This window comes from Marinobacterium aestuariivivens (assembly GCF_042661465.1).
Taxonomy (GTDB): Bacteria; Pseudomonadota; Gammaproteobacteria; order Pseudomonadales; family Balneatricaceae; genus Marinobacterium_A; species Marinobacterium_A aestuariivivens.
The window spans coordinates 2,429,351-2,453,833 of the sequence record NZ_JBHSWE010000001.1 but is presented as its reverse complement, the minus strand read 5'-3'; the positions used below and the strand labels follow the sequence as shown (position 1 = coordinate 2,453,833).

Sequence of the window (24,483 nt, the reverse complement as noted above, 5' to 3'; positions counted from 1 at the left end):
GGCAGCGGCCTCCGTTACGCACGGATGTAGGTGGTCTTGACCAGGGTGTAGAACTCTTTCGCATAGGCGCCCTGCTCACGGGGACCGAAGCTGGATTCCTTGCGACCGCCGAAGGGCACGTGGTAATCGGTACCGGCGGTCGGCAGGTTGACCATCACGCAGCCGGTCTTGGCGCGACGCTTGAATTCGCTGGCATATTTCAGCGACTGGGTGATGATGCCGCCGGTCAGGCCGTAGTTCGTGTCGTTCAGCGTCGCCAGCGCTTCCTCGAAGTCCTTCACCTTGATGACGCTGGCGATCGGCGCGAACGCCTCCTCGCGGTTGATGGTCATGTCGTTACGGGTGTTGGTGAACAGCGCCGGCTGCAGGAAGTATCCTTCGGTCTCCTCGTTGATCACCTCGCCGCCGAAGGCCAGGGTCGCCCCTTCCTGCCGGGCGATTGCCGGTACTTCAGGTTCTGCTCCATCTGGCGCCCGTCGGCGACGGCGCCGATATGCACGCCCTCTTTCAGCGGATGGCCCACCACCAGCTTCTTCATGCGCTCGATCACGGCCTCGACGAAGCGGTCATGGATACCTTCGGTGACTATCAGGCGCGACGACGCGGTGCACTTCTGACCGGTACCGAAGAAGGCACCGTTGACGGCGCATTCGACGGCCGTTTCCAGGTCGGCATCGTCCAGCACCACCAGGGCGTTCTTGCTGCCCATCTCCAGTTGGCACTTGACCAGGTTGATTGCCGTGGCGGCCGCGACCTTGCGCCCGGTTTCCAGTGAGCCGGTAAAGGTCAGGGCATTGATCTTGCGGGAGTTGATCAGCGCATCGCCGACTTCGGCGCCCGGCCCCATGACCAGGTTGAAGGTGCCGGCCGGCAGTCCTGGCGGGAGATGATCTCGGTCAGTGCCCAGGCGCTGGCCGGGACCTGGTTGGCCGGCTTGAAGACGATGGCATTGCCGAAGGCCAGTGCCGGCGCGATTTTCCAGGCACCGGTGGCGACGGGGAAGTTCCAGGGTGATGATGCCGACGACACCGACCGGCTCGCGACGGGTCTCGATCTCGACGCCGGGGCGCACCGAATCGGCGGTTTCACCCATCTGGCGCAGCACTTCGGCGGCGTAATAATGGAAGAACTGACCGGAGCGATAAACCTCGCCCACGCCTTCGGCCAGGGTCTTGCCTTCTTCACGGGCCAGTACGCGGCCCAGTTCATCCTTGCGCGCAATCAGCTCGTCGCCAATCGCCATCAGCACCGAGTAGCGCTGTTCGAGGCCGCTTTTCTGCCACTCTTCCTGCCCCTTGATCGCGGCCTCGATGGCAGCCTCGGTCTGGGCAGCGTCCGCCTGCGCATAATGGCCGATGACATCGCGGCTGTCAGCCGGACTGACATTGGCGATCGTGCCCTTGCCTTCTACCCATTCACCGGCGATGTAGTTGCGAAAAATTGAATCCGACATGATGACCTCCTGAAGCTGGTTGGAATCATCATAGGCACCATGATTTAATAACAAAAGTTAATAAAAAATATCACTCGATAAGAGGTTCTTATCATGCTGCCGGAGTTCAAGATTGCCCAGTTGCGGCACTTCGTCTGGGTCGCAGAGCTCAAGGGCTTTCACGCCGCCGCCGAAAAGGCGCACCGCACCCAGCCGGCAATTTCGCTGTCGATCCGCGACCTGGAAAACAAGCTCGGCGAAGCGCTGTTCGAGAAGCGCAACGCCAGAACGGCCAAGACCGACCTGACGCCGTTCGGCCAGCTGTTCCTGCCCAAGGCCCGGGAGTTGATCGCCCATCACGACCGCGTTGCCGAGGATATGACGCTGCTGTCCGAGCACAAGAAGGGACATCTGCGCCTGGCGTCGGTGCCGTCGATCGCCAGCCGGGTGCTGCCGGAGTTGCTGCTGCGCTTTGTCGCCGACAGCCCCGACCTGCATATCAGCTTTTTCGATGACAACTCCGCCGCCGTGCTGCGGATGGTGGAGAACGAACAGGTCGACTTCGGCATCGCCAGCCTGTTCCACGAGGAGGAGCACAGCGACAAGTCCTTCAGGCCGATATGGGAGGATCAGGTCGGGGTGGTCTGCCCCAACGACCACCCGCTGGCGGCAAAAGAAGGCGTGCACTGGAAGGAACTGCGCCGGCACCGTCTGATCAGCAACGGCACCTCGGCATTGCTGGAGGACAGCGAGGCCCGCCCGCTGCTCGGCCACTCGCAGTTCTATATTTCCAACATGATCTCGCTGATCGCGATGCTGGAGGCGGGCTTCGGCATCACCACCCTGCCCTGGTACGCCTTTCCGAAGGAGAGCAGCACCCTGAGCTTCGTGCCGCTGACGAACCCGACAATCCTGCGGCACACCGGCATCGTGCAGCTTGGCAACAAGTCACTGACGCCTCCGGCCCAGGCACTGGTCGACTTTATTCTTGCCAACAGCCCGCAGTAGCTGTCCGCCGCCGTTGGCCGAGCGGGACAGGCTTGGCCAACCTTTTACGTTAAAAAAAATAATACCTTGCACAACCTGATAAGTTCGACTTATCAGACGATAGAACCTTTTGATTTGATGAGCCTCGCCGCAATACCCGATGATGTCCTTACCACCGGGGCCCGATATGAACGGCACCGTTAAGAATAACTAGACCCGAAACCCGCCAGGGATGCGCAGCGCAGCGTTTCGGCACATCTATGCTGTCGCCGGCCTTCGGACCGGTTGTTATACACGATGTGACATCCAAACTAGCGAGGACAACCATAATGACGACGCCAGCAGCCATTAACGCCTCCCTGCGGGGCGACAATGCCCTGCCGCTGCGCCCGACCAGCCAGGTCATGCAGCTCGAGCGCCTGGGTGCGATGCACCAGAGCCGGCTGAGTTTCATGCGCATTCTGATCCGCCGTATCATGCGCGAACGCTGGCAGATCGCCCCCGCGCACTTCGAGCTGGACGACCAGGGTTACGGCACGGTTGTCTACGAGGTTCGCACGCCCCATGACCTGTTCAGCTTCGTACTGTTTTCGGATTACCTGTCGCCCGAGGAGCGCAACGACCGCGTCATCGCGACCCAATGGGACCTGACCATGGCCCTGGTCGCGGGCAGCGTAGAGCCGGAATATCTCGAGCAGCTGCGCCAGAACGTGCCCAAACAGGAAGCCGGCCGCGTCGATGCCCGGGTACTGGTGCTGTCCCGCGCCAACCGCAGCGCCCGCAACTTCGATACCGTGGTCGAGCAGTTGTCCGCCGGCCGCCAGCCCGATGTGGCCCAGATCGCCCGCGTCGGCTACCTCTACAGGACCACCGCCGTCTACGGCAGCGGCAAACTGGGCATGGCCGACTGGGAGAAGGTCAGCAGCCATTTCCCCGACTTCGCCCGTCCCTTCTCGGCGGAGATGTTCGTCTGCTGGATGCTGCGCAACTTCAGTCTGCTCCAGGCCGAGCATATCGCCCGCCATCGCGCGCCCGAGACTTTCCGGTCGATGGAGCCCGAAATCAAGCGCTACTTCGGCATCGGCAACTCCACCGGCCTCGGTATGGCGCCCTATCTGATCAACCATCCGCAGCTGATCAACCGCTGGGTCGAGATGCGTGAACTGGCACTGGCACGGGTGCGTACACTGGGCCAGCTCGACGACCGCAGACGCCTGGACCTGCGCGAGCTGATCGACCGCTGTACCTCGCATATGCAGGATACGGTCACCGAAGACCCGTGGCAGTCGGACAACAACCGTCAGGTGCTGAAGGACCTCGAAGCGCTGCACAACCGGGTCACCGCGGGTCTCGAGTCCTGGGACCAGCTGCTGCGCTGGAGCGAGGGTCACTGCTCGCTGCAGGGACAGGAACTGCTGGTCTCGATCCTGCTGGAACTGTACCCGGAGCTGGTCGAGGACCTCGAGGATTACATGAGTGCCGAGGAGTACCTCGACCTCGATCCGCTGATGCCGGTGCGTGAGCTGCAGCAGGTGATCGAACAGCGCTACGACTGGACGCTGCAGATCGACTTCGGCGCCGATGGTGCTCGCGAGACCTTCTGGTACCGCTCGGAAGAAAAGATGGAGCCCCGCCTGGGCAGCGCCTCCTGCGACGAGGGACGCGAAAAGCAGATGGCCCTCGGGGTCGCCTATGCGGTGCGCAAATGCTACGACCAGCTGTGCGAGTACGTGCAGCAGCACCCGGACCATACCACCGCACGCTTCATGGTCGCGCGCCCCAAGCTGCGCGGCATCGTGCGCCGGATCCAGAGCATGAACCGCTGCGTCTACGGCGACATCCAGGCCAACCTGCTGGACCGGGACGTGCTGCCGATGCACCTGCTGCGGGCGAAACTGGCGTTCTTCGGCGTCAGCAAGTTCGATCCACGTTCACGCCTCTGGGTGCGCAACACCATGTTCCAGGGCGCGCCGCTGATGGAAGAGATCGGCCGGACCTTTAACGACGACTGGTTTATGCCGCTGGCCCCGCAGCGCTGAGGAGAGCCCCATGCACGTATCGATGAATGAACTCAAGGCTGCGCTGCGCCGCTGCTTCGAGGCCACCGGCTACTTCGTCGGCAATTACGAGGATGCCGCCAACATGATCCTCTGGCTGGAAAAGCACGGCCTCGACGGCCTCGGCGAGCTGCGCCGCGCGCTGCCCTACATCGACCTCGACAGCGACAAGCCGCTGAGCACCGTGGTCTACGAGGACAGCACCTCGGCGATTATCGACAGCAACGGCCGCAGCGCCCTCAACTGCATCGCCGCCGCCGTCGACCTGGCCCATGCCAAGGCGCTGGAGAGCAGCCTGTCCACGGTCACGGTGCACAACTGCCACAACCGCAAGTTCGTGCTCAAGGCGCTGACCGACTGCGGCCGTCGCGGCATCAGCGTGGTCGCCTACTGGCAGAACGGCAGCCGGACCGTGACCGAGCATACCGCCGCGATCCGCGCCGGCGAGCGCTACCCGAGCTACAGCGAAGCGACCACCAGCCTGCAGGGTGAGCCGGACGAGCGTCAGACCCTGACCATTATCTGCAGCTCCCGGGTCGACCTGAACAGTTCGCTGCAGCAGTCCCGTGGCAACCGCAATGCCCGCCATGTCAGCCCGCAACAGCTGGCCCTGAACAAGGAGCACAGCGTCGATCGGGGCATCGAGATCGATGGCGACCTCTGGGACGAGATCAACCGCATCGGTACCGGCATCCTGGTCGAGAACACCGAGCGTTCCCGCCGGGCGCCGGCGGCCGCTGACGAGCACCAGGCCCCAAGGCCTCGCCGCCCCTCGATGCAGGGGCGGTGTTTTTGCTCCTGCAATTGCTGCATAGAGACCGGGCGGCGTTCCGTGGGGCGGCCTTCCGTCGTCCATGGTCTAAGCAGCAATTTGCTCCTGCAATTGCTGCATACAGACCGTCCATGGTCTAATCTGCGTTTCAGGAACAGGAGGTTCCGCCAGCAACGACCAGGACGGTCGATTTTCCACGATGCGCCCCTGCCATCGCGCCTCCTGTATTCGTTTCGCTACGGGAGATCCAGGGATGAGCGAACATCAACACCTTTTCAAAAACCTGCACGCCAATATGGCGCGCGCCATCGTCGGCAAGAGCCGCGTCCTGACCCTGAGCCTCGTCAGCCTGCTGTGCCGCGGCCATCTGCTGCTCGAGGACGTGCCCGGTCTCGGCAAGACCATGCTGGCACGGGCGCTGGCCCGCAGCATCGACCTCGATTTCCGGCGCATCCAGTGCACTCCGGACTTGATGCCGTCGGACATCACCGGTGTCTCGATATTCAACCAGCAGGAGCACCGCTTCGAGTTCATGCCGGGGCCGGTGTTCTGCAACATCCTGCTGGCCGACGAGATCAATCGCACCTCGCCGCGCACCCAGTCCAGCCTCCTCGAGTGCATGGCCGAGTACCAGGTCACCACCGAAGGCCTGACCCGGCCGCTGCCGGAGGTGTTCATGGTGATCGCGACCCAGAACCCGATCGAGTTTCACGGCACCTATCCGCTGCCGGAAGCGCAGCTCGACCGCTTTTTCATGCGCCTGTCGATCGGCTACCCGGACCGCGACGCCGAGATACGCATCCTGCAGCAACAGCACAGCGGCCACCCGATCGACAGCCTCGAACCCTGCCTCGGCATCGCCCGGCTGCGCGAGCTGCAGCAGGCGGTCGAGCGGATCCATATCGACGACAGGGTGCTCGGCTATATCGCCGACCTGGTCCAGGCCAGCCGCCAGCATCCGCTGCTGGAACTTGGCGCCAGCCCGCGCGGCGCCCTGGCCTTGATGAAGGCATCCAGAGCCGCGGCGCTGATCGACAGACTCGATTACGTCAGTCCCGACCAGGTACGCAAGGTCGCGGTACCGGTACTGGCACACCGGCTGATCCTGAGCCAGGCGGCCCGGCTGGAGGGACGCCGGCCCGAGGACCTGGTGGCCGAGCTGCTGCGCCAGGTCGAACCGCCGGTCCTCGAGCAGGCGCAGGCGCTGTGAGCGGCCGCGCCGATACCGCAGCCTGGTGGCACTCGCCCGGTCCCTGGCTCGGTCTGCTGGCGCTGGGAATTCTGCTGGCGGCCTGGAACCAGGGCATCGCCCAGCTCTACCAGCTCGGCGTGCTGCTGCTGGCGACCCTGGTCGCCGGTTATCTGCTGCCGCGCCACAACACCCGTGGCGTCGCGGTCAGACGCGAGCTGCCCGCCGAGGCGACCGAGGGCGACGAGATCGAGGTGCGCCTCGCGCTCAGCTGCACCGGGCTCTTTGCCCGCTACATGCTGCAGGTCGTCGATCGCCTGCCGTTCCTCGACCGGGACGACTACAGCGTGCTGATCGCCCGCCTCGCCGGCCGCCGGCCGTTCAGTTACCGCATCCGCTGCGAGCGCCGCGGCCATCACCGGATCGGCCCCCTGTACCTGCGCTCGGACTTCCCGCTGGCGCTGCACAGCACGGGTCATGCCGTACCGGACAGCAGCGCCCGGATCGTCGTGCTGCCGCGCCGTTTTCCACTGACGAATGTCGACCTCACCGGTCGCAGCGGCTACCCGACCGACGGCCACCAGATCGCGCCGGCCAGCCGCGGCCACGACCACTATGCCGGCATCCGCGAATACCGCCGCGGCGACAGCCGCCGTCATATCCACTGGCGCGCCTCGGCCCGGCGCGGGGAGTGGATCGTGCGCGAGTACGAGCAGCTCGAAAATACCGAGCTGCTGCTGGTGCTTGACAGCAACGGGGCGGCCAACCTTGGCGAAGGCCGCGAGAGCAGCTTCGAATATGCGGTCCGCATCGCCGCCTCGGTGGCCGGCTGCGCCCTCGCCCAGGGCCATCGGGTGGGGCTCTATTGCCAGATGCGCGAGCAGCTGCACTGGCTCGCCCCCGACCGGGGCCCGCTGCACCTGCGTCGTCTGCTGGAGGCGCTGGCGGCGGTCGAGGCCGACAGCGACCGCGACTACGGCGAGGCGATCCGCGCGGCCTTCGAGCACGGCGGCCGCCAGTGCCGGCTGATGCTGTTCCATACCCGCACCGGCACCGAGCTGCCGCCGCTGCTGCAAAGCGTTGTGCCGGGCGCCGACCTGCCGCCGCTGCAGGTGCTGTTCGACGGCCCCAGTTTCGCCGGCCGCTCTGCCCGCCCGGCCGATGACGGCCACCTGGCCAGCCGGCCGGGCCTCTACTGCGTGCGCGCCGGCGACAACCTCAGCGGGATCTTTGAGTCATGACCCCTTCGGTGCCGGCCTCTACCTGCTGCTCTGGCTCAACCTCAGCCTCTCAGGCGTAGGCTGGTCGATGGGACTGAACCAGGGTGCGGGACCGGCTCCGTTGCTCAGCCTGCTGACCGGTTTCGCCCTCTTTTGCGGTTTTGTCCACAGCCGCCGGCCACGGCGCTGGATCCGGGCGCTGCGGCTACTGTCGGCGGCCGTCGCCCTGCTGCTCTGCATCCCGAGGGTGCTGGAGGGCGATCTGCTGGGCGGTATGCTGCTGCTGGTCTGCTTCACGATGCTGGCGCTCTGCTTCACCCTGAGCCAGCCGCGCGAGGTGTTCATGTTGTTGCTGGCGAGCCTGGGTCCGGTGCTGTTCGGTGCCGGTCTCTATCCGCAGGCCGGCTTCCGGCTGCTGCTGTCGGCCTGGCTGCTCAGTGCCGTACTGGTGCTGATGCAACTGCAGCTGGCCCGGGTCCGCCAAAGGGTCGACGGCTTCAGCGGCAGCGGCGCCTGGCTGGCGGCGCTGCCGGTTTCGATCGCGATACTGGCACTGGCCCTGCTGCTCTACTGGCTGTTGCCGCAACCGCCGGCACCTTATTACGCCCTGGTCCCGGTCGGCACTGACGAGCCCTATGGCGATCCGCGCTGGGAGGCCCGTGCCACGGCCGACGAACGCCCGCACCGGGGGCCCGGCGGCAACGAAGCCGGCAGCGGTACGGGTACGGGGCCAGGGCCCGCCGCGGAGCCGGAGCCACAGCTGAACCTGTTCGCCGGCGCGCCGGAGGATCCGCCGCGCCGGCTGCTGAGCGTCACGAGCGATGAACCGGTGCATCTGCGCACCCGTGTCTTCGATCAGTTCAACGGCGACAGCTGGTCCCGCTCCCCGGCACCCGCGCGCTACGTCCGGTTGCGAGACGGTCTCTTCGAACGCGCACCCACCGGCAGCTCGGCACCGGTTCGCCACACCATCGAAGTGCTCGCCGAGCTGGACCAGGCCCTGCCATTGGCACCGGTCCCCCACCGCATCGAGATTCCGAGCCGGGTTCTGCGCCTCGACGCCCGGGGCGCCATCGAGCTGCCGCAGCCGCTGCGTCCCGGCCTGCGCTACCGTGTCAAATCCAGCGTTTCGACGCTGCAGGGCCACCGCGTCTCGATGGAGGCGGCAAAGCTTCCCGGCTATCGCAGCCTGCCTGCCGGCAGCGAATCGATCTGCACGCTGGCCGGGACGATCGGCGGCGGCCGTGAACCCTGGCCGCGGCCCGGGCCATCGAGCGCTACCTGGTTGAGACCTTTCCGACACCGCCCCCCGGGGCGCCGCCGGCGGAGCGCGACCTGACCAAGGCCCTGTTCGATAGCGGACGCCTGACCGAGGGCCAGCGGCTTTCCGCCTTCGCCCTGATGCTGCGCTGCCTCGATACGCCGACGCGCATGGTCGAGGGCTACCGTTCCAACCTGCGCCATCCGCTGTCCGGCCAGATCGAGGTCACCACCGACCACGGCATCGTCTGGCCGGAGGTGTGGCAGGCGCGCCACGGCTGGATCGCCTTTGCCGTCACCGACCGGCCGGACCCGCTGGGTGAGCCCGGCTGGCTGGAAAACGCCGAACGCTTCCTGCTGCTGCGACTGCGACTGGCCGAGACCGGGCCGCTAGAGCGGCTGGCGCTGGAAACGGCCCTGGTCCTGGTCCGGCTGTTGCTGGAACTGAAACTGTTGCTGGCCAGCCATCCGCTGCCGGCCGCTCTCGCCGGACTGCTGGTACTGCTCCTGCTCGGCCTGGCCTGGCTGTTCCGCCGTCGGATCGGCGACGGCCTGCAGGACTGGCAGCTGCGACGCCGGCTGCGGCACGATCCCGAGCGGGCCGCCCTCCACCTCTATGCCGCCCTGGAGCGCTGGCTGCATCGGCGCCGGCTGCCGCGCGACCGCCACGAAACGGCAAGCGAGTACGGCCGGCGGCTGGGTGACGGCGAACCGGCCCTGCGAGCCGCGCTGATACCGGTGCTCAAAGCCTTCAACGACTGCCGCTACGGCCCTCCCGGACATTCCGCGCTGGCCCCGGACGAGGCCCTGCTCCACTGGCGCCGGATCCGCCGTCTGGCCGACGAGATCGACTGGCTCTAGCGCTAACACCCGCTGATCAGCGTCTATACTGTCGTCGATGCGGAACAGTCCCGCATGGCGCCGAGTGACCGGGACGCGACAGCTCTTCAGCAGTGCCAATGACCAGCGCCTCAACACCCGGCCTGAATCCCCCTGTTTCGGGAGCTATTCGATGAAGAACAAGAAGATCGGCATCCATGCCCTCTACCGGCAGGATCCTGAACGGGCCGACTGGGAAGTCTTCGGCCGGCGCGCGCACCAGAGCACGCGCCGCGGTTTCATCAGCGGCCTGGGGCGGATGTCGGCCCTGGTCGGCGGCGTCATCGTCTTTCACCGCTTCATGCCGGCGGGCCTGATTCCGGCGGCCTTCGCCGAGACGGCGGCGCCGTTCGAGATTCCCGGCAAGGACGGCCTGACGGTGCTCAACGACCGGCCGCTCAATGCGGAAACGCCGGCGCACCTGCTCAACGACGATATCACGCCGGCCGAGCGGCTCTTCATCCGCAACAACGGCCTGACGCCGACCGGTATAGACCTCGCGACCTGGACACTGGCGATTGGCGGCGAGTCGGTCAGGAACGCCAAGACCTACACCCTGGACGAGCTGAAGAAACGCTTCGCCGCCGTCGACCTGCAGCTGACCCTCGAGTGCGGCGGCAACGGCCGCGCCGGTTTCTATCCGCCGGCCAGCGGCAACCAGTGGACCTACGGTGCCGTCGGCTGCCCACAGTGGAACGGCATCCGGCTGCGCGACGTGCTCGAGGACTGCGGCATCAAGGACGACGCCGTCTATATCGGCTACTACGGCGCCGACACGCACCTGAGCGGCGACCCGAACAAGGAAACCATCTCCCGCGGCGTGCCGATGGCCAAGGCGCTTGAGGACGAATCGATGATCGCCTGGGGTCTCAACGGCCAGCCGCTGCCGCTGGAAAACGGCTACCCGCTGCGGCTGATGATCGGCGGCTGGCCCGGATCCACCTCGGGCAAGTGGCTCAATCGCATCCTGATCCGCAACCAGGTGCACGACGGCGCCAAGATGACCGGACATTCCTACCGCGTGCCGTGCGAGCCGGTGGCCCCCGGCACCGAAGTGCCGGCGGAGGGCATGTGCATCATCGAGTCGATGCCGGTGAAGTCGCTGATCACCGCGCCCCGCTCCGGCATCCGGCACAGCCTGGCAGAGGGACTGAAACTCCACGGCCACGCCTGGGCCGGTGATCGCTCGGTGAAGGAGCTGCATATCTCGATCGACTTCGGCCAGACCTGGCAGGCCGCAACCCTGCAGCCGGCGGTCAACCGCCTCGCCTGGCAGCACTGGGACCATGCAGTGAAGTTCCCGCAGCCCGGCTACTACGAGGTCTGGGCGCGGGCGGTCGACGACACGGGCATCTCCCAGCCGATGGTGCTGCCGGGCTGGAACCCGCGCGGCTACCTCAACAACTCCGCCCACCGCATCGCCGTGATCGTCGGCTGAGGAGGCGTAGGATGAACAGAGGCGGCAAAACCCTCGCAGCCGGCCTGCTGCTGTTCGCCGGCGCGCTGCAGGCGGCGCAGGCGCCGGCCATCGACCCGACCAGCGGCCTGAAGATCGCGCCCGGCTGGGAGAAGGTGCGCGGCCACTGCACCGCCTGTCACTCTTCGAAGCTGATCACCCAGAACCACCACAGCCGGGAGCGCTGGGAATCGCTCATCCGCTGGATGCAGGAGACCCAGGGGCTCTGGGACCTCGGCGATGACGAGGCGACAGTGCTGGACTACCTGTCGCAGCAGTACGGTGTCCCGGACATCCCGGCGGGCATGATGCGCCGGCAACCGTTGAGGCTGGAGTGATGCTCGACCGGCGCCTTTCGCCGGGCGCTGCAGAATCGACTAAAACATGCCGATGAAAATCATCTATAGTGATGGAGGCAGCCGCACGCCGGTCAACCAATCCGGGCCCGCTTGAAGCCGGCACGGCGTCCGCGCAACCCTGCGACAAGGAGGTCTCGTGGCTCGCAATACCTCGATCAGAAGTGTGGAGCAGTTGACAGCAATCCTGAACTCCGTTCCGACCGCGGTGATCGTGGTCGATGGCAGCGGCGCCATGGTGCTGGTCAATGCCCAGGCCGAGCAGCTGTTCGGTTACAGCAGCACTGAACTGCTCGGTGAGTCCGTGGATATTCTGCTGCCTTACCGATTCCGTGCCGGTCATCCGGACATGCGCGCAGGCTTTATGTGCTCACCAAAGACCAGGCCCATGGGCGCGGGACGCGACCTCTTCGGCCTGCGCAAGGATGGCACCGAATTTCCGATCGAAATCGGCCTTAACCCCATCGCGACGAACGACGATACCCTGGTGGTCAGCGCCATTGTCGACATGACCGAGCGCAAGCGGATGGAAGCCCGCTTTCGCGCCACCATCGAGTCGGCACCGACGGCGATGGTGATGATCGACCAGACCGGCACCGTGTTGCAGGTCAACGCCGAAATCGAAAGACTGTTCGGTTACCGTCGCGAAGAGCTGCTGCAGCGGAAAGTCGAAGCCCTGATTCCCGAGCGTTTTCAGGGCGGCCACCCGGGCCAGCGCGCCCGCTTTTTCACCAGCCCGGAAGCCAGGCGCATGGGGGCCGGACGCGACCTTTTCGCACTCCGCAAGGATGGAACGGAATTCCCGGTCGAGATCGGGCTCAGCCCGGTCAGGACCGATGAAGGCCTTTTCGTGCTGGCAGCCATCGTCGATATATCCGAACGCAAGCGGCTGGCCGATGCCACCCTGCAACGGGCCAATGAAGCGCTGGAGCGCAGCAATATCGAACTGCAGCGCTTCGCCTATGTCGCCTCCCACGACCTGCAGACCCCGATGCGCAATGTCGCCAGTTTCGTCGAGCTGCTGCAGACCAGCTACCAGGACCGGCTGGATGCCCAGGCAAACGACTGGATCCGCCGTATCGTCCAGTCGGTGAAGCAGTTGCAGACGCTGGTCCGCGACCTGCTCGAGTACTCGCGCGTCGACTCCCAGGCCCACCCGTTCGAACCGGTGGCGGGCCGCGAGATTTTCGATGCCGCCGTCGCGCTGCTCGAATCCTCGATCAGCGCCTGCGAAGCCGATGTCAGCTGCGGCGATCTGCCGGTGGTGACCGGTGACCGCTCGCAACTGGTGCAGGTGCTGATCAACCTGATCGGCAACAGCCTCAAATACCGCGGCAACGACCCGCCCATTGTCCGGGTAACCGCCAGAGCGCATGAGGGGAACTGGCTGTTTGCGGTGCAGGACAATGGCATCGGCATCGAGCCGCGCTACCGGGAACGGATTTTCGAGATTTTCGAGCGTCTGCACGAGCAGCGCCTATACCCCGGCAGCGGCATTGGACTCGCCGTCTGCCGCCGGGTCATTCATCGCCACGGTGGTTGCATCTGGACCGAGTCCGGGCCCGGCCGGGGCAGCATTTTCTATTTTACGATTCCGCAACAGGGAGAGAATGGCCATGAACAACCCGGCTGATCGCGGCAGGCCCGCGGAGATCCTGCTGGTCGAGGACAACGACAACGATGTCGAGCTGACCAGGATCGGCTTTCGCCGCACCCGCCTGGCCGTGAATCTGCACCACGTGCCCGATGGCGTCGAATGCATGGCCTTTTTGCGCAAGGAAGGCGCCTATGCCGGCACCCCGATGCCGGATCTGATACTGCTGGACCTCAATATGCCCCGCATGGGTGGGCGCGAAGTCCTCGAAGCCATCAGTCGCGACGAAGAACTCCGGCACCTGCCGGTCGTGGTTCTGACCACCTCTGACGCGGACAGGGATGTGCTCGGCTCCTATCGCCTGCGCTGCAGCTCCTATATCGTCAAACCGGTCGACTTCGAAAATTTCGCCAGGGTGGTGCAGTCGCTGACCGATTACTGGTTTACCCTCGTGGTACTGCCGTCCGACGGCCGTGCAACGGATGCCGGCTGATCGCGGTGGCGTCGCTGCCCACAAACCGGAGGAGACGCTGATTTCGATGAAGGCCCTGCATATCGACCCCCCGCTACTCGAATCCCCGGCACTGTCGCTCGCCGACTGCTCATCGGTGCTGGTGATCGTTTGCGGCGGCGTCACCGCGACCGTCGAACGGTTGCAACAGTGGTCAACAGGACTCTGATGATGACAACCAGGAGACCGCGGTCTTGGATCCCCTCACCAGCCCGGATATCAATAATCTCGACAAGGTCACGGCTATCTGCAGTACAGGCTTCTCCCTCGGCATCATCCAGGGTGTGCAGCCGCTTAAGCCCAGAGGGCAACAATGCCCTGTACAGCGGATTCTGCTGATCTCTCATGTGAAGGAGTGCGACCGATGAAAGATCCATTACGCATTTTGCACCTGGAAGACAGTACCGACGATGCTGACTTGATCCAGGCGGCGCTTGCCGCCCAGGGGCTTCCCGCCAGGGTACAGCTGGCCGTTTCGCGCGACGACTTCCTGAACGCCCTGAACAGCGAAGGTTTCGACCTGATCCTGTCGGACAGCAGCGTTCCGGGCTTCAGCGGCCAGGCGGCACTGGCGCTGACCCGGCAGCAGTGCCCCGGTGTACCCTTCATTTTCGTATCGGGATACGACGACAGCGACGATAAGCAGGCAAGGGACAGCGGCGCGGAGGCCGCCTTTGTCTCCAAAGCCGCCCTAGAACGGCTGGCGCCCACCATCGAACGCGCGCTGAAGGCTTCACAGCGCCCCGCTCAACAGGCAGCTTCGGGCGCCGGGGAGCGTCCCGTCGAGCGCCTGATCGGCGTTATCCAGGAGCTCTCGCTGGCCCGGGACCTGGAAACCGTCATGACCATCGTGCGCCAGGCGGCACGCGAGTTGACCGGTGCCGATGGCGCGACCTTCGTCCTGCGCGACCGCCACCTGTGCTATTACGCCGACGAGGACGCCATCGCCCCGCTGTGGAAGGGCAGCCGTTTTCCGATGTCGGCCTGCATCAGCGGCTGGGTGATGCGCAACCGCACCCCGGCGGTCATCGAGGATATCTACAAGGATCCGCGTATACCGGTCGACGCCTACCGACCGACCTTCGTCAAGAGCCTGGCGATGGTACCGATCAGGACTGCAGCGCCGATCGGAGCGATCGGCAATTACTGGGCCAGGCCCTACCAGGCCACGCCGGAACAGCTCAGGCTGCTGCAGGCGCTGGCCAACAGCACCTCGATCGCGATGGAGAACGTCCAGCTCTACAGCGAACTGGAGCAGCGGGTGCGGCAACGAACCGAACAGCTCGAAGCCGCCAACCGGGAGTTGGAGGCTTTCTCGTATTCGGTCTCACACGACCTGCGGGCACCGCTGCGGCATATCGACGGTTTCAGCCAGCTGCTGCTGGTGCAATCCGGCGCCCTGCTCGATGACAACGGGCTGGACTGCCTCGAGCGCATTCGCCGTGCCTCGGAGCGCATGGGGCACTTGATCGACGACTTGCTGCGCCTGTCGCGCATCGCCCGGACCGAGGTGAGGAAAGAAGCGGTCGATCTCGCCGAACTGGCCCGGGAGGTCGCCTCGGACCTTCAGAACGCCATGCCTGGACGCCAGGTGGATATCCGCATCGAAGAGGATCTGCCCGCGACGGGCGACCTGCGCCTGCTGCGCATCGTACTGGAAAACCTGCTCTCCAATGCCTGGAAATACAGCGCCAAAAACCCCCATCCCCGGATCATCTTTGGCTGTACGCAGCAGCCCCGGGATCTGCATGTCTTTTATGTCCAGGATAATGGCGCCGGCTTCGACATGACCCATGCCGAGCGACTGTTCGCGCCTTTTCAGCGCCTGCACCCGGAATCGGAGTTCCCCGGCATCGGTATCGGGCTGGCCACCGTACAGCGCATCATCCACAAGCACGGTGGCCGCATCTGGGCCGAAGCCAGCCCCGGTCAAGGCGCGACCTTTTTCTTCACACTCGGCCAGACATGAACCGGCGCAGTGCTGGCGCTGCAACAGCCGGCCAGCGCATCATCCACAGGCACGGTGGCCGCATCTGGGCCGAAGCCAGCCCCGGTCAAGGCGCGACCTTTTTCTTCACACTCGGCCAGACATGAACCGGCGCAGTGCTGGCGCTGCAACAGCCGGCCAGCGCATCATCCACAGGCACGGTGGTCGCATCTGGGCCGAAGCCACCCCCGGTCAAGGCGCGACCTTTTCTTTACGCTGGGGTAGTTCCGTTCGAGGCCAGCTCGTTCGACAGCAGCTCGAGCGCGTACTGGGCGGCGACCGAGTTGCCGCTGGCATCCAGCAGCGGCGACCAGACGCAGACCGAGAGCTTGCCCGGCACCACGGCGACGATGCCGCCGCCGACGCCGCTCTTGGCCGGCAGGCCGACGCGGTAGGCGAAGTCGCCGGCCGCGTCGTACATGCCGCAGGTGAACAGGATCGAGTTGATCTTGCGCGCCAGCGCCGGCGTCACGAACTGCTCGTCGGCGCAGCGGGCGTAACCGGCCGAGGCGAGGAAGTTCAGCGCCCTGGCCAGGTCGACGCAGCTCATGCCCAGCGAGCAGCAGGCGAAATAGGCATAGAGGACATCGTCGACCTCGTTGGCGATATTGCCGAACGACTTCATCAGATAGGCCGTCGCCGCATTGCGCGAACGGTGTTGCCACTCCGATTCCAGTACCCGCCGGTCGATCAGGATCGACGGATTGCCGGACAACCGGCGCGCCACATCCTGGATGTGCTGTGCCGGCGTCGCGAAAGCGCTCACCAGATGGTCGGCGACGACGATGGCGCCGGCATTGATGAAGGGGTTACGCGGCTTGCCCTGCTCTGCCTCGAGCTGACTCAGGGAGTTGAACGGCATCCCCGACGGATTCAGCCCGACCCGGCTCCAGAGTTCGCCGCCGCAGGCGCGCAGCGCCAGCGCCAGCAGGAACACCTTGGAAATGCTCTGGATCGAAAAGACCTCCTGGGCATCGCCTGCCGCATAGACCCGGCCGTCATTGGTGCAGACCGCGATGCCGAAGCGGTTCGGATCCTGATCGGCCAGCGCCGGGATATAGTCCGCCAGTTTGCCGGTCCCCAGCCGGCTACGCGCCCGGTGGGCGATCCCGTCCACCCGGTCCTGCATCCCGCCCCTGTCCATCTCCGCGATGTAGGCGGACATCAGCCCGCCCCCTCCTGGCTGCGTTGTGCCAGCTGGCCTAGCTCGCGCAGCGCCACCGAAAAGACCGCGCACTCGGCCTGGGCCGCGCTGCGCAGTTCCGTCAGCATCCGCTGCCAGCGCTCGAGCGCCGCGGCATGCCGGGCCAGCCAGGACTCCATCGGGCTGTCGCCGTCATCCGCCGGCGCGAGGCCCAGCACACTCAGGGTCAGGGCCTGTTGCTGGCCGTCCAGTTCGTCCCGGTAGCAGTCCCGCGCCTGCACTTCCCAGTGGCTGCCGGCCGCCAGCGCCTTCACCTGCTGATCGAACCAGTGCAGTTCGAGCCGTTCGCCGAGGCCGTAATAGATATCGGCGACCTGCTCCGCCGGCACGCCGGCCTGCTCCGCGACCTCGACGACCGCCAGCGCCGAATAGAGGCAGTCGGCGCCCGCGATGAGGCCGGCCAGGGATGCCGGCACACCGCTTTCGCACAGGACGTCATGACGCCGCTGCCAGGCCTGCAGCCGTTCGCCGCTGAGCCGCTCGGACAGCGATGCGCCGAGTGCCGCTACGCCGTCGCGATAGCGGGCCAGCGTCCGTGCCGGGTCGCGCAACTGATCGGACTGTCGCAGCAGGCGCCGGCTGGCACGGGCCACCAGGCGCTGCAGGTCGGTCATCATCTCCAGCTGCACTGCGGCGTCGACCCGGTTGTCGAGCGCCTCGATCTGCTGCCACAGCTGCGGCACGCCGAAGAGGTCGCGGGCGATGACGTAGGCGACGACGACATCCGCCAGCCCGACACCGGCCGCCTGTTGCAGCCGGTGCGCGAAGACCGGCCCCATCGTATTGACCAGGTCGTTGGCCAGCTGGGTCGCAATGATCTCCGGCCGCAGCCGGTGCCGGTACAGCGGTTCCGGGAAAGCCTCGCAAAGCCGCGACGGGAAGGCGCTCTCGAGCGCCGGCAGCAGGCAGTCGTCGGCGGTGACGGCCGGCGAGCGCACCAGCGCCTCCTTCAGTTCGGCGCGGGCATAGGCCATCAGCACCGCCAGTTCCGGCCGCGTCAGCGCCTGCCCCCGGGCCCGGCGCTCGGCGAAGGCGGCATCGTCGGGCAGCCCCTCCAGCACCCGGTCGAGACGCCCCGATGCCTCCAGACGCTGGATCAGGCGCAGGTACTCCTCCGGCGCCCGGCGCGCGTGGGCCTCGGCCAGGCTCAGCGCCTGCACCTGGCGATAATTGTTGCGCAGCACCAGGGTCGCGACCTCGTCGGTCATCTCCTGCAGCAGGCGGTTGCGCTGTTTCAGCGTCATCTCGCCACTGGCCACCAGCTCGTTGAGCAGGATCTTGATGTTGACCTCGTGGTCGGAGCAGTCGACGCCGCCGGCGTTGTCGATGAAGTCGGTATTGCAGGCACCGCCGTGCTGTGCGAACTCGACCCGGGCCAGCTGGGTGAAGCCGAGGTTGCCCCCTCGCCCAGCGCCCGGCAGCGCAGCGTCCGGGCATCGATGCGTAGGCCGTCATTGGCCTTGTCGCCAACCTCGGCGTGACTCTCGTGGCTGGCCTTGACGTAGGTGCCGATACCGCCGTTCCAGACCAGATCGACCGGGGCGCGCAGCAGCGCGCTGATCAGTTCGGCCGGCGGCAGCCGCTCGGCCTCGATGTCGAAACGCTCGCGCATCTGCGGTGAAATCGCGATCCACTTGGCTTGGCGGGAAAAGACGCCGCCGCCTGTCGAGATCAGCGCTGCGTCATAATCGGCCCAGGAGGAGCGCGGCAGCCGGAACAGCCGCTCCCGTTCCACAAAGCTCGCCGCCGCATCGGGGTCTGGATCGATGAAGATGTGCTGATGGTTGAAGGCCGCGACCAGGTGGATGTGCCTTGAGAGCAGCATGCCGTTGCCGAAGACGTCGCCGGCCATGTCGCCGATACCAATCACCCTGAAGTCTTCGTGCTGGACATCGAGGTTGCGCTCGCCGAAGTGGCGTTTGACCGACTCCAGGCCCCGCGGGCAGTAATGCCCATCTTCTTGTGGTCGTAGCCCTGGCTGCCGCCGGAGGCGAAGGCATCGCCGAGCCAGAAACCGTAGTCGGCGGCGATGGCGTTGGCGATATCGGAGAAGGTCGCGGTGCCCTTGTCGGCCGCCACCACCAGGTAGGGATCGTCGTCATCGCGACGCGCGACCTCGGCGGGCGGCACCACTTCGCCACCGACCAGGTTGTCCGTCAGATCCAGCAGGCCGCTGATGAAGATCCGGTAGCAGGCCACACCTTCGGCCTGCATCTCGTCGCGGCCCCCATCCGTGGGCATCTGCTTGGCGACGAAGCAGCCCTTGGCACCGACCGGCACGATCACTGCGTTCTTGACCTGCTGGGCCTTGACCAGGCCGAGCACCTCGGTGCGATAGTCCTCCTGCCGGTCGGACCAGCGCAGACCACCACGGGCAACCTTGCCGCCGCGCAGGTGCACGCCCTCGACGCGGGGCGAGTAGACGAAGATCTCGTAGCGCGGTCGCGGCAGCGGGATCCCGGGGATCGCGCGCGGATCGAACTTGAAGGCGAAATAGCCCTTGGGCTGGCCGTCACGGCCGGGCTGAAAATAGTTGCTGCGCAGGGTCGCGCGGATCAGCGTCAGATAACGGCGCAGTATCTTGTCGTCGTCGAGGCTCTCGACGCGCTCCAGTGCCTCGAGGATGCCCTGCTCCAGACGCTCGACCAGCGCCTCGGCCTTGTCGCTGCCCTGACGGGCCGGTTCCAGGCGGGCGCGGAACAGCGCCACCAGCTGACGCACGATCTGGGGATGGCGGCAGAGGGCATCGGCGATGTAGGTCTGGCTGAAATCGAATCGCAGCTGCTTGCCGTAACGGGCATAGGCACGCAGCAGCGCCACCTCCCGCCAGGGCAGGCGCGCCGCCAGCACCAGCCGGTTGAAGGCGTCGTTCTCGGCCTCGCCGTGCCAAAGGCGCAGGAAGGCCTCCTGCACGATGGGCTTAATCGCCTCCAGCTCCACCCGCTCGCCGGCCCGGGGCTTCAGCGTGAAGTCGTGCAGCCACAGACGGCGGCCGTCCCGGGTGCGGACCGGGTAAGGGTGTTCGCCCAGGACCTGGAAGCCCAGTTGCTCGAGGATCGGCAGCACCTCGGACAGTACCAGCGGTGCCTCTGCGCGGTATAGCTTGCAGCGCATCAGCTCCGATACCGGCTCCAGCCCCCGATAGAAGCTCATCGCCACGGGCTGCGCCTCGTTCAGGCCGTCGAGGTGCTGGATGTCGATCACGGCGCTGCGGGGGCCAAAGTGCTCGCGGTAGGCCGATGGGAAGGCGTGACCGAACTGCTGGTTGAAACGGTTGCCGGTCTCTTCGCCACAGGTCTCCAGCAGCGCCTTGCGCAGCTCGTCGTGCAGGCACGCGACGCCTCGACGACCGCCGCCTCGATCGCGGCCTCGTCGATTGCGGCCCCGGCCTGCGGCGCCACGCGGATAACGAAATGCACCCTGGCCAGTATCGAGTCGCTGAAACGGGTGCTGAACTCGATCTCGTCCGCCCCGAGCCGTTCGGCCAGCACCTGCTGGATCCGCTCCCGCAGGGCGCTGTTGAACAGGTCCCGCGGCACGTAATAGAGACAGGAATAGAAGCGGTCGCAGGCATCCCGGCGGATCAGCAGCCGTACCCGGTGCCGCTCCTGCAGATCGAAGACGCCCATCGCGATGCGGTGCAGCGTCGACGGCCCGGCAAGGAACAGCTCCTCGCGCGGCAGCCCCTCGAGCACCTCGAGCAGGGCCTTGCGGCTGTGGCCGTCGTGGCTGAAGCCTGCATGCTCGAGCACGCTTTCGACCTTGCGCCGGATCAGCGGAATCTGCAGCACCGACTGCCGGCACACCGGGGCGGTGTAGAGGCCCAGAACACGGCACTCGCCGACGACCTGCCCCGCCTCGTCGCAGCGACGGATGCCGATCACGTCCAGGTAGGCAGGGCGGTGCACCCGGGAACGCTGCCCGGACCGGGCGAACGTCAGCAGTGTCGAGGCCTGTGCCGATACCGGCGGCAGCGCCTGCGCGCGCCCGCCGATACCGAGGGCGCGCTCGGGCAGCGGCTGCATGCCATCGGAGGCCGAACCGCTGCTCTCCTCGACGCCGAGGAATATAAAATGGCCGTCCAGCAGCCAGTCGATGAAAGCCCGCGCCTCCCCGGCCTCGGCGCCGTGCAACTGACTGCGCAGCTCGGCAACGCGCGCCTGCATCGCCGCGAAATCGCCGACCGCCACCTGCACATCCGCCAGCACGTCCAGGATTCCCTGCTGCAGCGCCTTCAGCATCTCGGGATCGGACTGACGGTCGATTTCGAGGTGGATCAGGGACTCGCGCCGGCCGGGCTCGACGTCCAGGGGGACCAGCGTCTCCAGCTGTCCCTCGCGACGGCTCACGCCCAGTACCGTATTGCAGATCCGGTGGATGGCCAGCTCCCGCCGGTTCAGTTCCATCCGGATCGACTCGACCAGAAAGGGGAGTCCTGCTGCAGCACTTCGATGACGGTGTGGCGGCTCTGCCAGCCATGCTGTTCCTGATCGGGGTTGAATACCCGAACCCGGGGTTTGCGCCCGTCGTACTGCTGCACGAACTGCCAGGCCGACAGGGCGATCCCCTGCAGATCCTCGACGGCACACTGCAGCATTTCCCCGGTCGGCACCACCTGGAAGAGCTGGCGCGCGAAGGCATTGATCTGGGCGACCTCCCGTTCCGGGAAGCCTGAATCCAGAGATTCGACGAAACGGGTCAACAGTTGTTCTTTGTTATTGGGAAGACCGGAGTCGGGCATGATGCACCTGTATGTTCCTGTTGGGCGTAAGTGGTAAGTCGTGGTGGTCAAAATGAAGCCTCCGGCGACAGGTGGTGGACCCAGGGTCCGCCACCCACCGCCAGCGGCTGGTGCTCAAGATAACGGTTTACGAATTCAGCCAGTGCCGAGGACAGGCGCGGCGGCGGCCTGCCGGGCCCGTTCGAGGTCCTCGGGTTCGATCTCCCAGGCCACCGGGTCGACGTTCATATCGGCGAAGCGGGCGGCATCGAACACCGGCTGCTCGACGCCGGCCCTGATCTGATCGTCGAAGTCGCGCATGATACGCAGGCCGGGCTTGATCAGCATGATCAGCGCAAACAGGTTGGCCAGTGCCAGCAGCCCCATGGTGACATCGGCGAAGGCGAAGACGGTGCCAAGATCCGTGGTGGCGCCCCAGCACACCAGGCCGATGATGGCGACGCGGAAGCCGTTGAACAGGTTCTGGTTCTCGGTGCTGAAGAAGTTCAGGCTGTTCTCGCCCAGGTAGTAGTTGTAGAGGATGGTGCTGAAGCCGAACAGCAGCAGCGCGACGCTGACGAAGCTGCGGCCCCATTCGCCGACGTGTTCGGCCAGCGAAGCCTGGGTCAGGGCGACGCCGCCGACATCGGAGGCCGTGGCCGGATCGTAGACACCGCTGAGCAGGATGATGAAGGCGGTGGCCGAGCAGATGATCAGGGTGTCGATAAAGACCGAGAAGGCCTGGACGATGCCCTGGTTGGCCGGGTGTGGTACATAGGCCACCGCGGCCACGTTGGGGGCGCTGCCAAGGCCCGCCTCGTTGGAGAACAGGCCGCGCTTGACGCCCATCAGGATCGCCGCGCCGATACCCCCGCCGACCGCCTGCTCGAGGCCGAAGGCGCTGTTGACGATCAGCATGAAGACGTCGGGAATGCGCTCGAGGTTCAGCCCCAGCACCGCCAGGGCGATGAGGATGTAGCTGCCGGCCATCACCGGCACCAGCACTTCGGAGACCCGGCGATGCGCTTGACGCCGCCGAAGATGATCAGGCCGACGATCATCGCCAGACCAATGCCGGTGTAGAAGACCGGTACGCCGAAGGCGTCGTCGAACGAGGTCGCCACGGCATAGGATTGCAGCGCGGTGAAGCCGAAACCGAAGGTCGCCAGCAGCAGCACCGAGTAGAGGCCGGCGAGCCATTTCCAGTTGCGGCCAAGGCCGCGGGAAATGTAGTAGGCGGGGCCGCCGCGGTAGGTACCGTCCGGCTCGGCCTGCTTGTAGGCCTGGGCCAGGGTACACTCGAGATAGCTGGTGGCCATGCCCATCAGGCCGACCATCCACATCCAGAAAATGGCACCGGGGCCGCCGAGGGTGATGGCGACGGCGACGCCGGCGATGTTGCCGCCGCCGACACGGCCGGCGACCGACAGCAGCAGTGCCTGGAAGGAACTGAGGTGGCCGTGCTTGTCGCGCTGGAATGCTGGCTGGCGCCGAGGATCCGGAACATCCGGCCGAAGTAGCGAAACTGGACGAAGCGGGAGGCGACGGTGAAGCCGACGCCGACGGTGATCAGCAGCACGATCAGGACCTTGCCCCAGAGCAGGTCGTTGAGAAAATCCAACATGGGAAAACTCCGCTGTTTTTGTTGTGAAAGATGCGGCCCGTCGATACAGGCTGACGACCGGTTGCGGGCACGCTCGGAAACACCCACCGGGTCGCCGTCACAAACAATATTCAGCAAGCGCTGTGCCAGCCCCGGCAGGTATTCAGTAACCTTATGTTTTTAAAATAAAAAACTGTTTTGACCTGGAGCCGGACTGGCCCCGAAGGGGTATAACCAGATGGGGTGCGAGCCGTCCGAAAAACACAAAACACTTAAAAATCAGAGCGTTACGGAATGGCACTGAGGTTATAGAGGATTCGCAGGTTATAGGTAGTTGCGGAGGGTGAGTGCGTGGGGTGCCGGTGAGCCTGCGAACCGCACCGTTTGGGCGGTGCGGTTCACTTCGTTCCCCTGATATTTGCTCCTGCAATATCAGGATTTACGCGGGGCGGCCCTCCGCCATCCGTGGCGGTCACCAGCACCTACCTTAATGCTGCAGGATCTGACTCAGGAACAGCTGCGTGCGTTCGTGCTGCGGGTTGTTGAAGAATTCGTGGGGCTCGTTCTCCTCGACGATCTGGCCGGCGTCCATGAAGATCACCCGGTCGGCGACGGTCTTGGCGAAGCCCATCTCGTGGGTCACGCAGAGCATCGTCATGCCCTCCCGGGCCAGCTCGATCATGACATCGAGCACCTCCTTGATCATCTCCGGGTCGAGGGCCGAGGTCGGCTCGTCGAACAGCATTACGTCCGGGTTCATGCATAGCGAGCGGGCGATGGCGACGCGCTGCTGCTGACCGCCCGAGAGCTGGCCCGGGTACTTCTTCGCCTGCTCCGGGATCCGCACACGCTCGAGGTATTGCATCGCCGTGGCCTCGGCTTCGCGGCGCGGCACCTTCTTCACCCACATCGGCGCCAGCACGCAGTTCTCCAGCACCGTCAGGTGCGGGAAGAGATTGAAATGCTGGAACACCATGCCGACGTCGCGGCGGATCTGCTCGATCTTCTTCAGATCCTCGGTCAGGCGGGTGCCGTTGACGATGATATCGCCCTGCTGGTGCTCCTCGAGGCGGTTGATGCAGCGGATCATCGTCGACTTGCCGGAGCCGGATGGGCCGCAGATGACGATGCGTTCGCCCTTCCCGACCTGCAGATTGATGTTCTTCAGCACATGGAACTCGCCGTACCACTTGTTGACGCCGCGCAGTTCGACGGCCAGGTTTTGCTGTTGGATGCTTGGCTGGGTCATATTGTTT

General features: G+C 65.6%; 15 protein-coding genes and 4 pseudogenes. 14 read left to right on the top strand and 5 right to left on the bottom strand.

Annotated features, from left to right (window positions below):
- Positions 1 to 14: 14 nt before the first annotated feature.
- A pseudogene (locus ACFQDL_RS12695) lies at positions 15 to 1,453 on the bottom strand (aldehyde dehydrogenase family protein).
- A 93-nt stretch (positions 1,454 to 1,546) separates the two neighbouring features.
- Here ACFQDL_RS12695 and ACFQDL_RS12690 point away from each other — a divergent pair.
- From ACFQDL_RS12690 to ACFQDL_RS12625, 14 genes and pseudogenes are all read left to right on the top strand, one after another.
- Positions 1,547 to 2,440, top strand: a complete 894-nt coding sequence (locus ACFQDL_RS12690) for a LysR family transcriptional regulator (protein WP_379909331.1) — start codon at positions 1,547 to 1,549, stop codon at positions 2,438 to 2,440.
- A gap of 308 nt (positions 2,441 to 2,748) precedes the next feature.
- Positions 2,749 to 4,458, top strand: coding sequence for a hypothetical protein (locus tag ACFQDL_RS12685; protein WP_379909330.1), 1,710 nt, complete (start codon positions 2,749 to 2,751; stop codon positions 4,456 to 4,458).
- 10 nt (positions 4,459 to 4,468) lie between these two features.
- Positions 4,469 to 4,648, top strand: a pseudogene (locus tag ACFQDL_RS12680) (DUF3726 domain-containing protein); the annotation flags it as partial.
- 853 nt (positions 4,649 to 5,501) lie between these two features.
- Complete coding sequence (locus ACFQDL_RS12675) at positions 5,502 to 6,458, top strand: AAA family ATPase (protein ID WP_379909329.1); 957 nt, start codon at positions 5,502 to 5,504, stop codon at positions 6,456 to 6,458.
- Positions 6,455 to 7,678 (top strand): DUF58 domain-containing protein, encoded by a 1,224-nt coding sequence (locus ACFQDL_RS12670; protein ID WP_379913060.1) that lies wholly within the window; start codon positions 6,455 to 6,457, stop codon positions 7,676 to 7,678. The genes ACFQDL_RS12675 and ACFQDL_RS12670 overlap by 4 nt, the downstream gene beginning before the upstream one ends.
- On the top strand, positions 7,668 to 8,996 hold the full coding sequence (locus ACFQDL_RS12665; protein WP_379909328.1) for a TgpA N-terminal domain-containing protein: 1,329 nt from the start codon (positions 7,668 to 7,670) through the stop codon (positions 8,994 to 8,996). Before ACFQDL_RS12670 ends, ACFQDL_RS12665 begins: the two co-directional genes overlap by 11 nt.
- The gene (locus ACFQDL_RS12660) at positions 8,909 to 9,778 is read left to right on the top strand and encodes a transglutaminase domain-containing protein (protein WP_379913058.1); all 870 of its coding nucleotides are present in this window, start codon (positions 8,909 to 8,911) and stop codon (positions 9,776 to 9,778) included. Before ACFQDL_RS12665 ends, ACFQDL_RS12660 begins: the two co-directional genes overlap by 88 nt.
- A gap of 151 nt (positions 9,779 to 9,929) precedes the next feature.
- Positions 9,930 to 11,234: a sulfite oxidase gene (locus ACFQDL_RS12655; protein WP_379909327.1), complete on the top strand. Its 1,305-nt coding sequence runs from the start codon at positions 9,930 to 9,932 to the stop codon at positions 11,232 to 11,234.
- Positions 11,235 to 11,245: 11 nt separating this feature from the next.
- On the top strand, positions 11,246 to 11,590 hold the full coding sequence (locus ACFQDL_RS12650; protein ID WP_379909326.1) for a hypothetical protein: 345 nt from the start codon (positions 11,246 to 11,248) through the stop codon (positions 11,588 to 11,590).
- 157 nt (positions 11,591 to 11,747) lie between these two features.
- Positions 11,748 to 13,241: a sensor histidine kinase gene (locus tag ACFQDL_RS12645; RefSeq protein WP_379909325.1), complete on the top strand. Its 1,494-nt coding sequence runs from the start codon at positions 11,748 to 11,750 to the stop codon at positions 13,239 to 13,241.
- A complete protein-coding gene (locus ACFQDL_RS12640) occupies positions 13,225 to 13,695 on the top strand; it encodes a response regulator (protein WP_379909324.1) in 471 nt (156 codons plus the stop codon). Before ACFQDL_RS12645 ends, ACFQDL_RS12640 begins: the two co-directional genes overlap by 17 nt.
- The gene (locus tag ACFQDL_RS12635) at positions 13,685 to 13,882 is read left to right on the top strand and encodes a hypothetical protein (RefSeq protein WP_379909323.1); all 198 of its coding nucleotides are present in this window, start codon (positions 13,685 to 13,687) and stop codon (positions 13,880 to 13,882) included. Before ACFQDL_RS12640 ends, ACFQDL_RS12635 begins: the two co-directional genes overlap by 11 nt.
- 25 nt (positions 13,883 to 13,907) lie before the next feature.
- Positions 13,908 to 14,081 (top strand): hypothetical protein, encoded by a 174-nt coding sequence (locus tag ACFQDL_RS12630; RefSeq protein ID WP_379909322.1) that lies wholly within the window; start codon positions 13,908 to 13,910, stop codon positions 14,079 to 14,081.
- Entirely contained in the window at positions 14,078 to 15,682 is a 1,605-nt protein-coding gene (locus tag ACFQDL_RS12625; RefSeq protein ID WP_379909321.1) for a sensor histidine kinase, read from the top strand. Before ACFQDL_RS12630 ends, ACFQDL_RS12625 begins: the two co-directional genes overlap by 4 nt.
- Before the next feature lie 229 nt (positions 15,683 to 15,911).
- Here ACFQDL_RS12625 and glsB read toward each other — a convergent pair whose 3' ends face one another.
- From glsB to ACFQDL_RS12590, 4 genes and pseudogenes are all read right to left on the bottom strand, one after another.
- Complete coding sequence (gene glsB / locus ACFQDL_RS12620; protein ID WP_379909320.1) at positions 15,912 to 16,865, bottom strand: glutaminase B; 954 nt, start codon at positions 16,863 to 16,865, stop codon at positions 15,912 to 15,914.
- Positions 16,865 to 21,645 (bottom strand): annotated as a pseudogene (locus tag ACFQDL_RS32870) (NAD-glutamate dehydrogenase). The gene glsB and the pseudogene ACFQDL_RS32870 overlap by 1 nt, the downstream one beginning before the upstream one ends.
- A gap of 135 nt (positions 21,646 to 21,780) precedes the next feature.
- A pseudogene (locus tag ACFQDL_RS12595) lies at positions 21,781 to 23,248 on the bottom strand (alanine/glycine:cation symporter family protein).
- A gap of 466 nt (positions 23,249 to 23,714) precedes the next feature.
- Complete coding sequence (locus ACFQDL_RS12590) at positions 23,715 to 24,476, bottom strand: amino acid ABC transporter ATP-binding protein (protein ID WP_379909319.1); 762 nt, start codon at positions 24,474 to 24,476, stop codon at positions 23,715 to 23,717.
- Positions 24,477 to 24,483 lie beyond the last annotated feature (7 nt).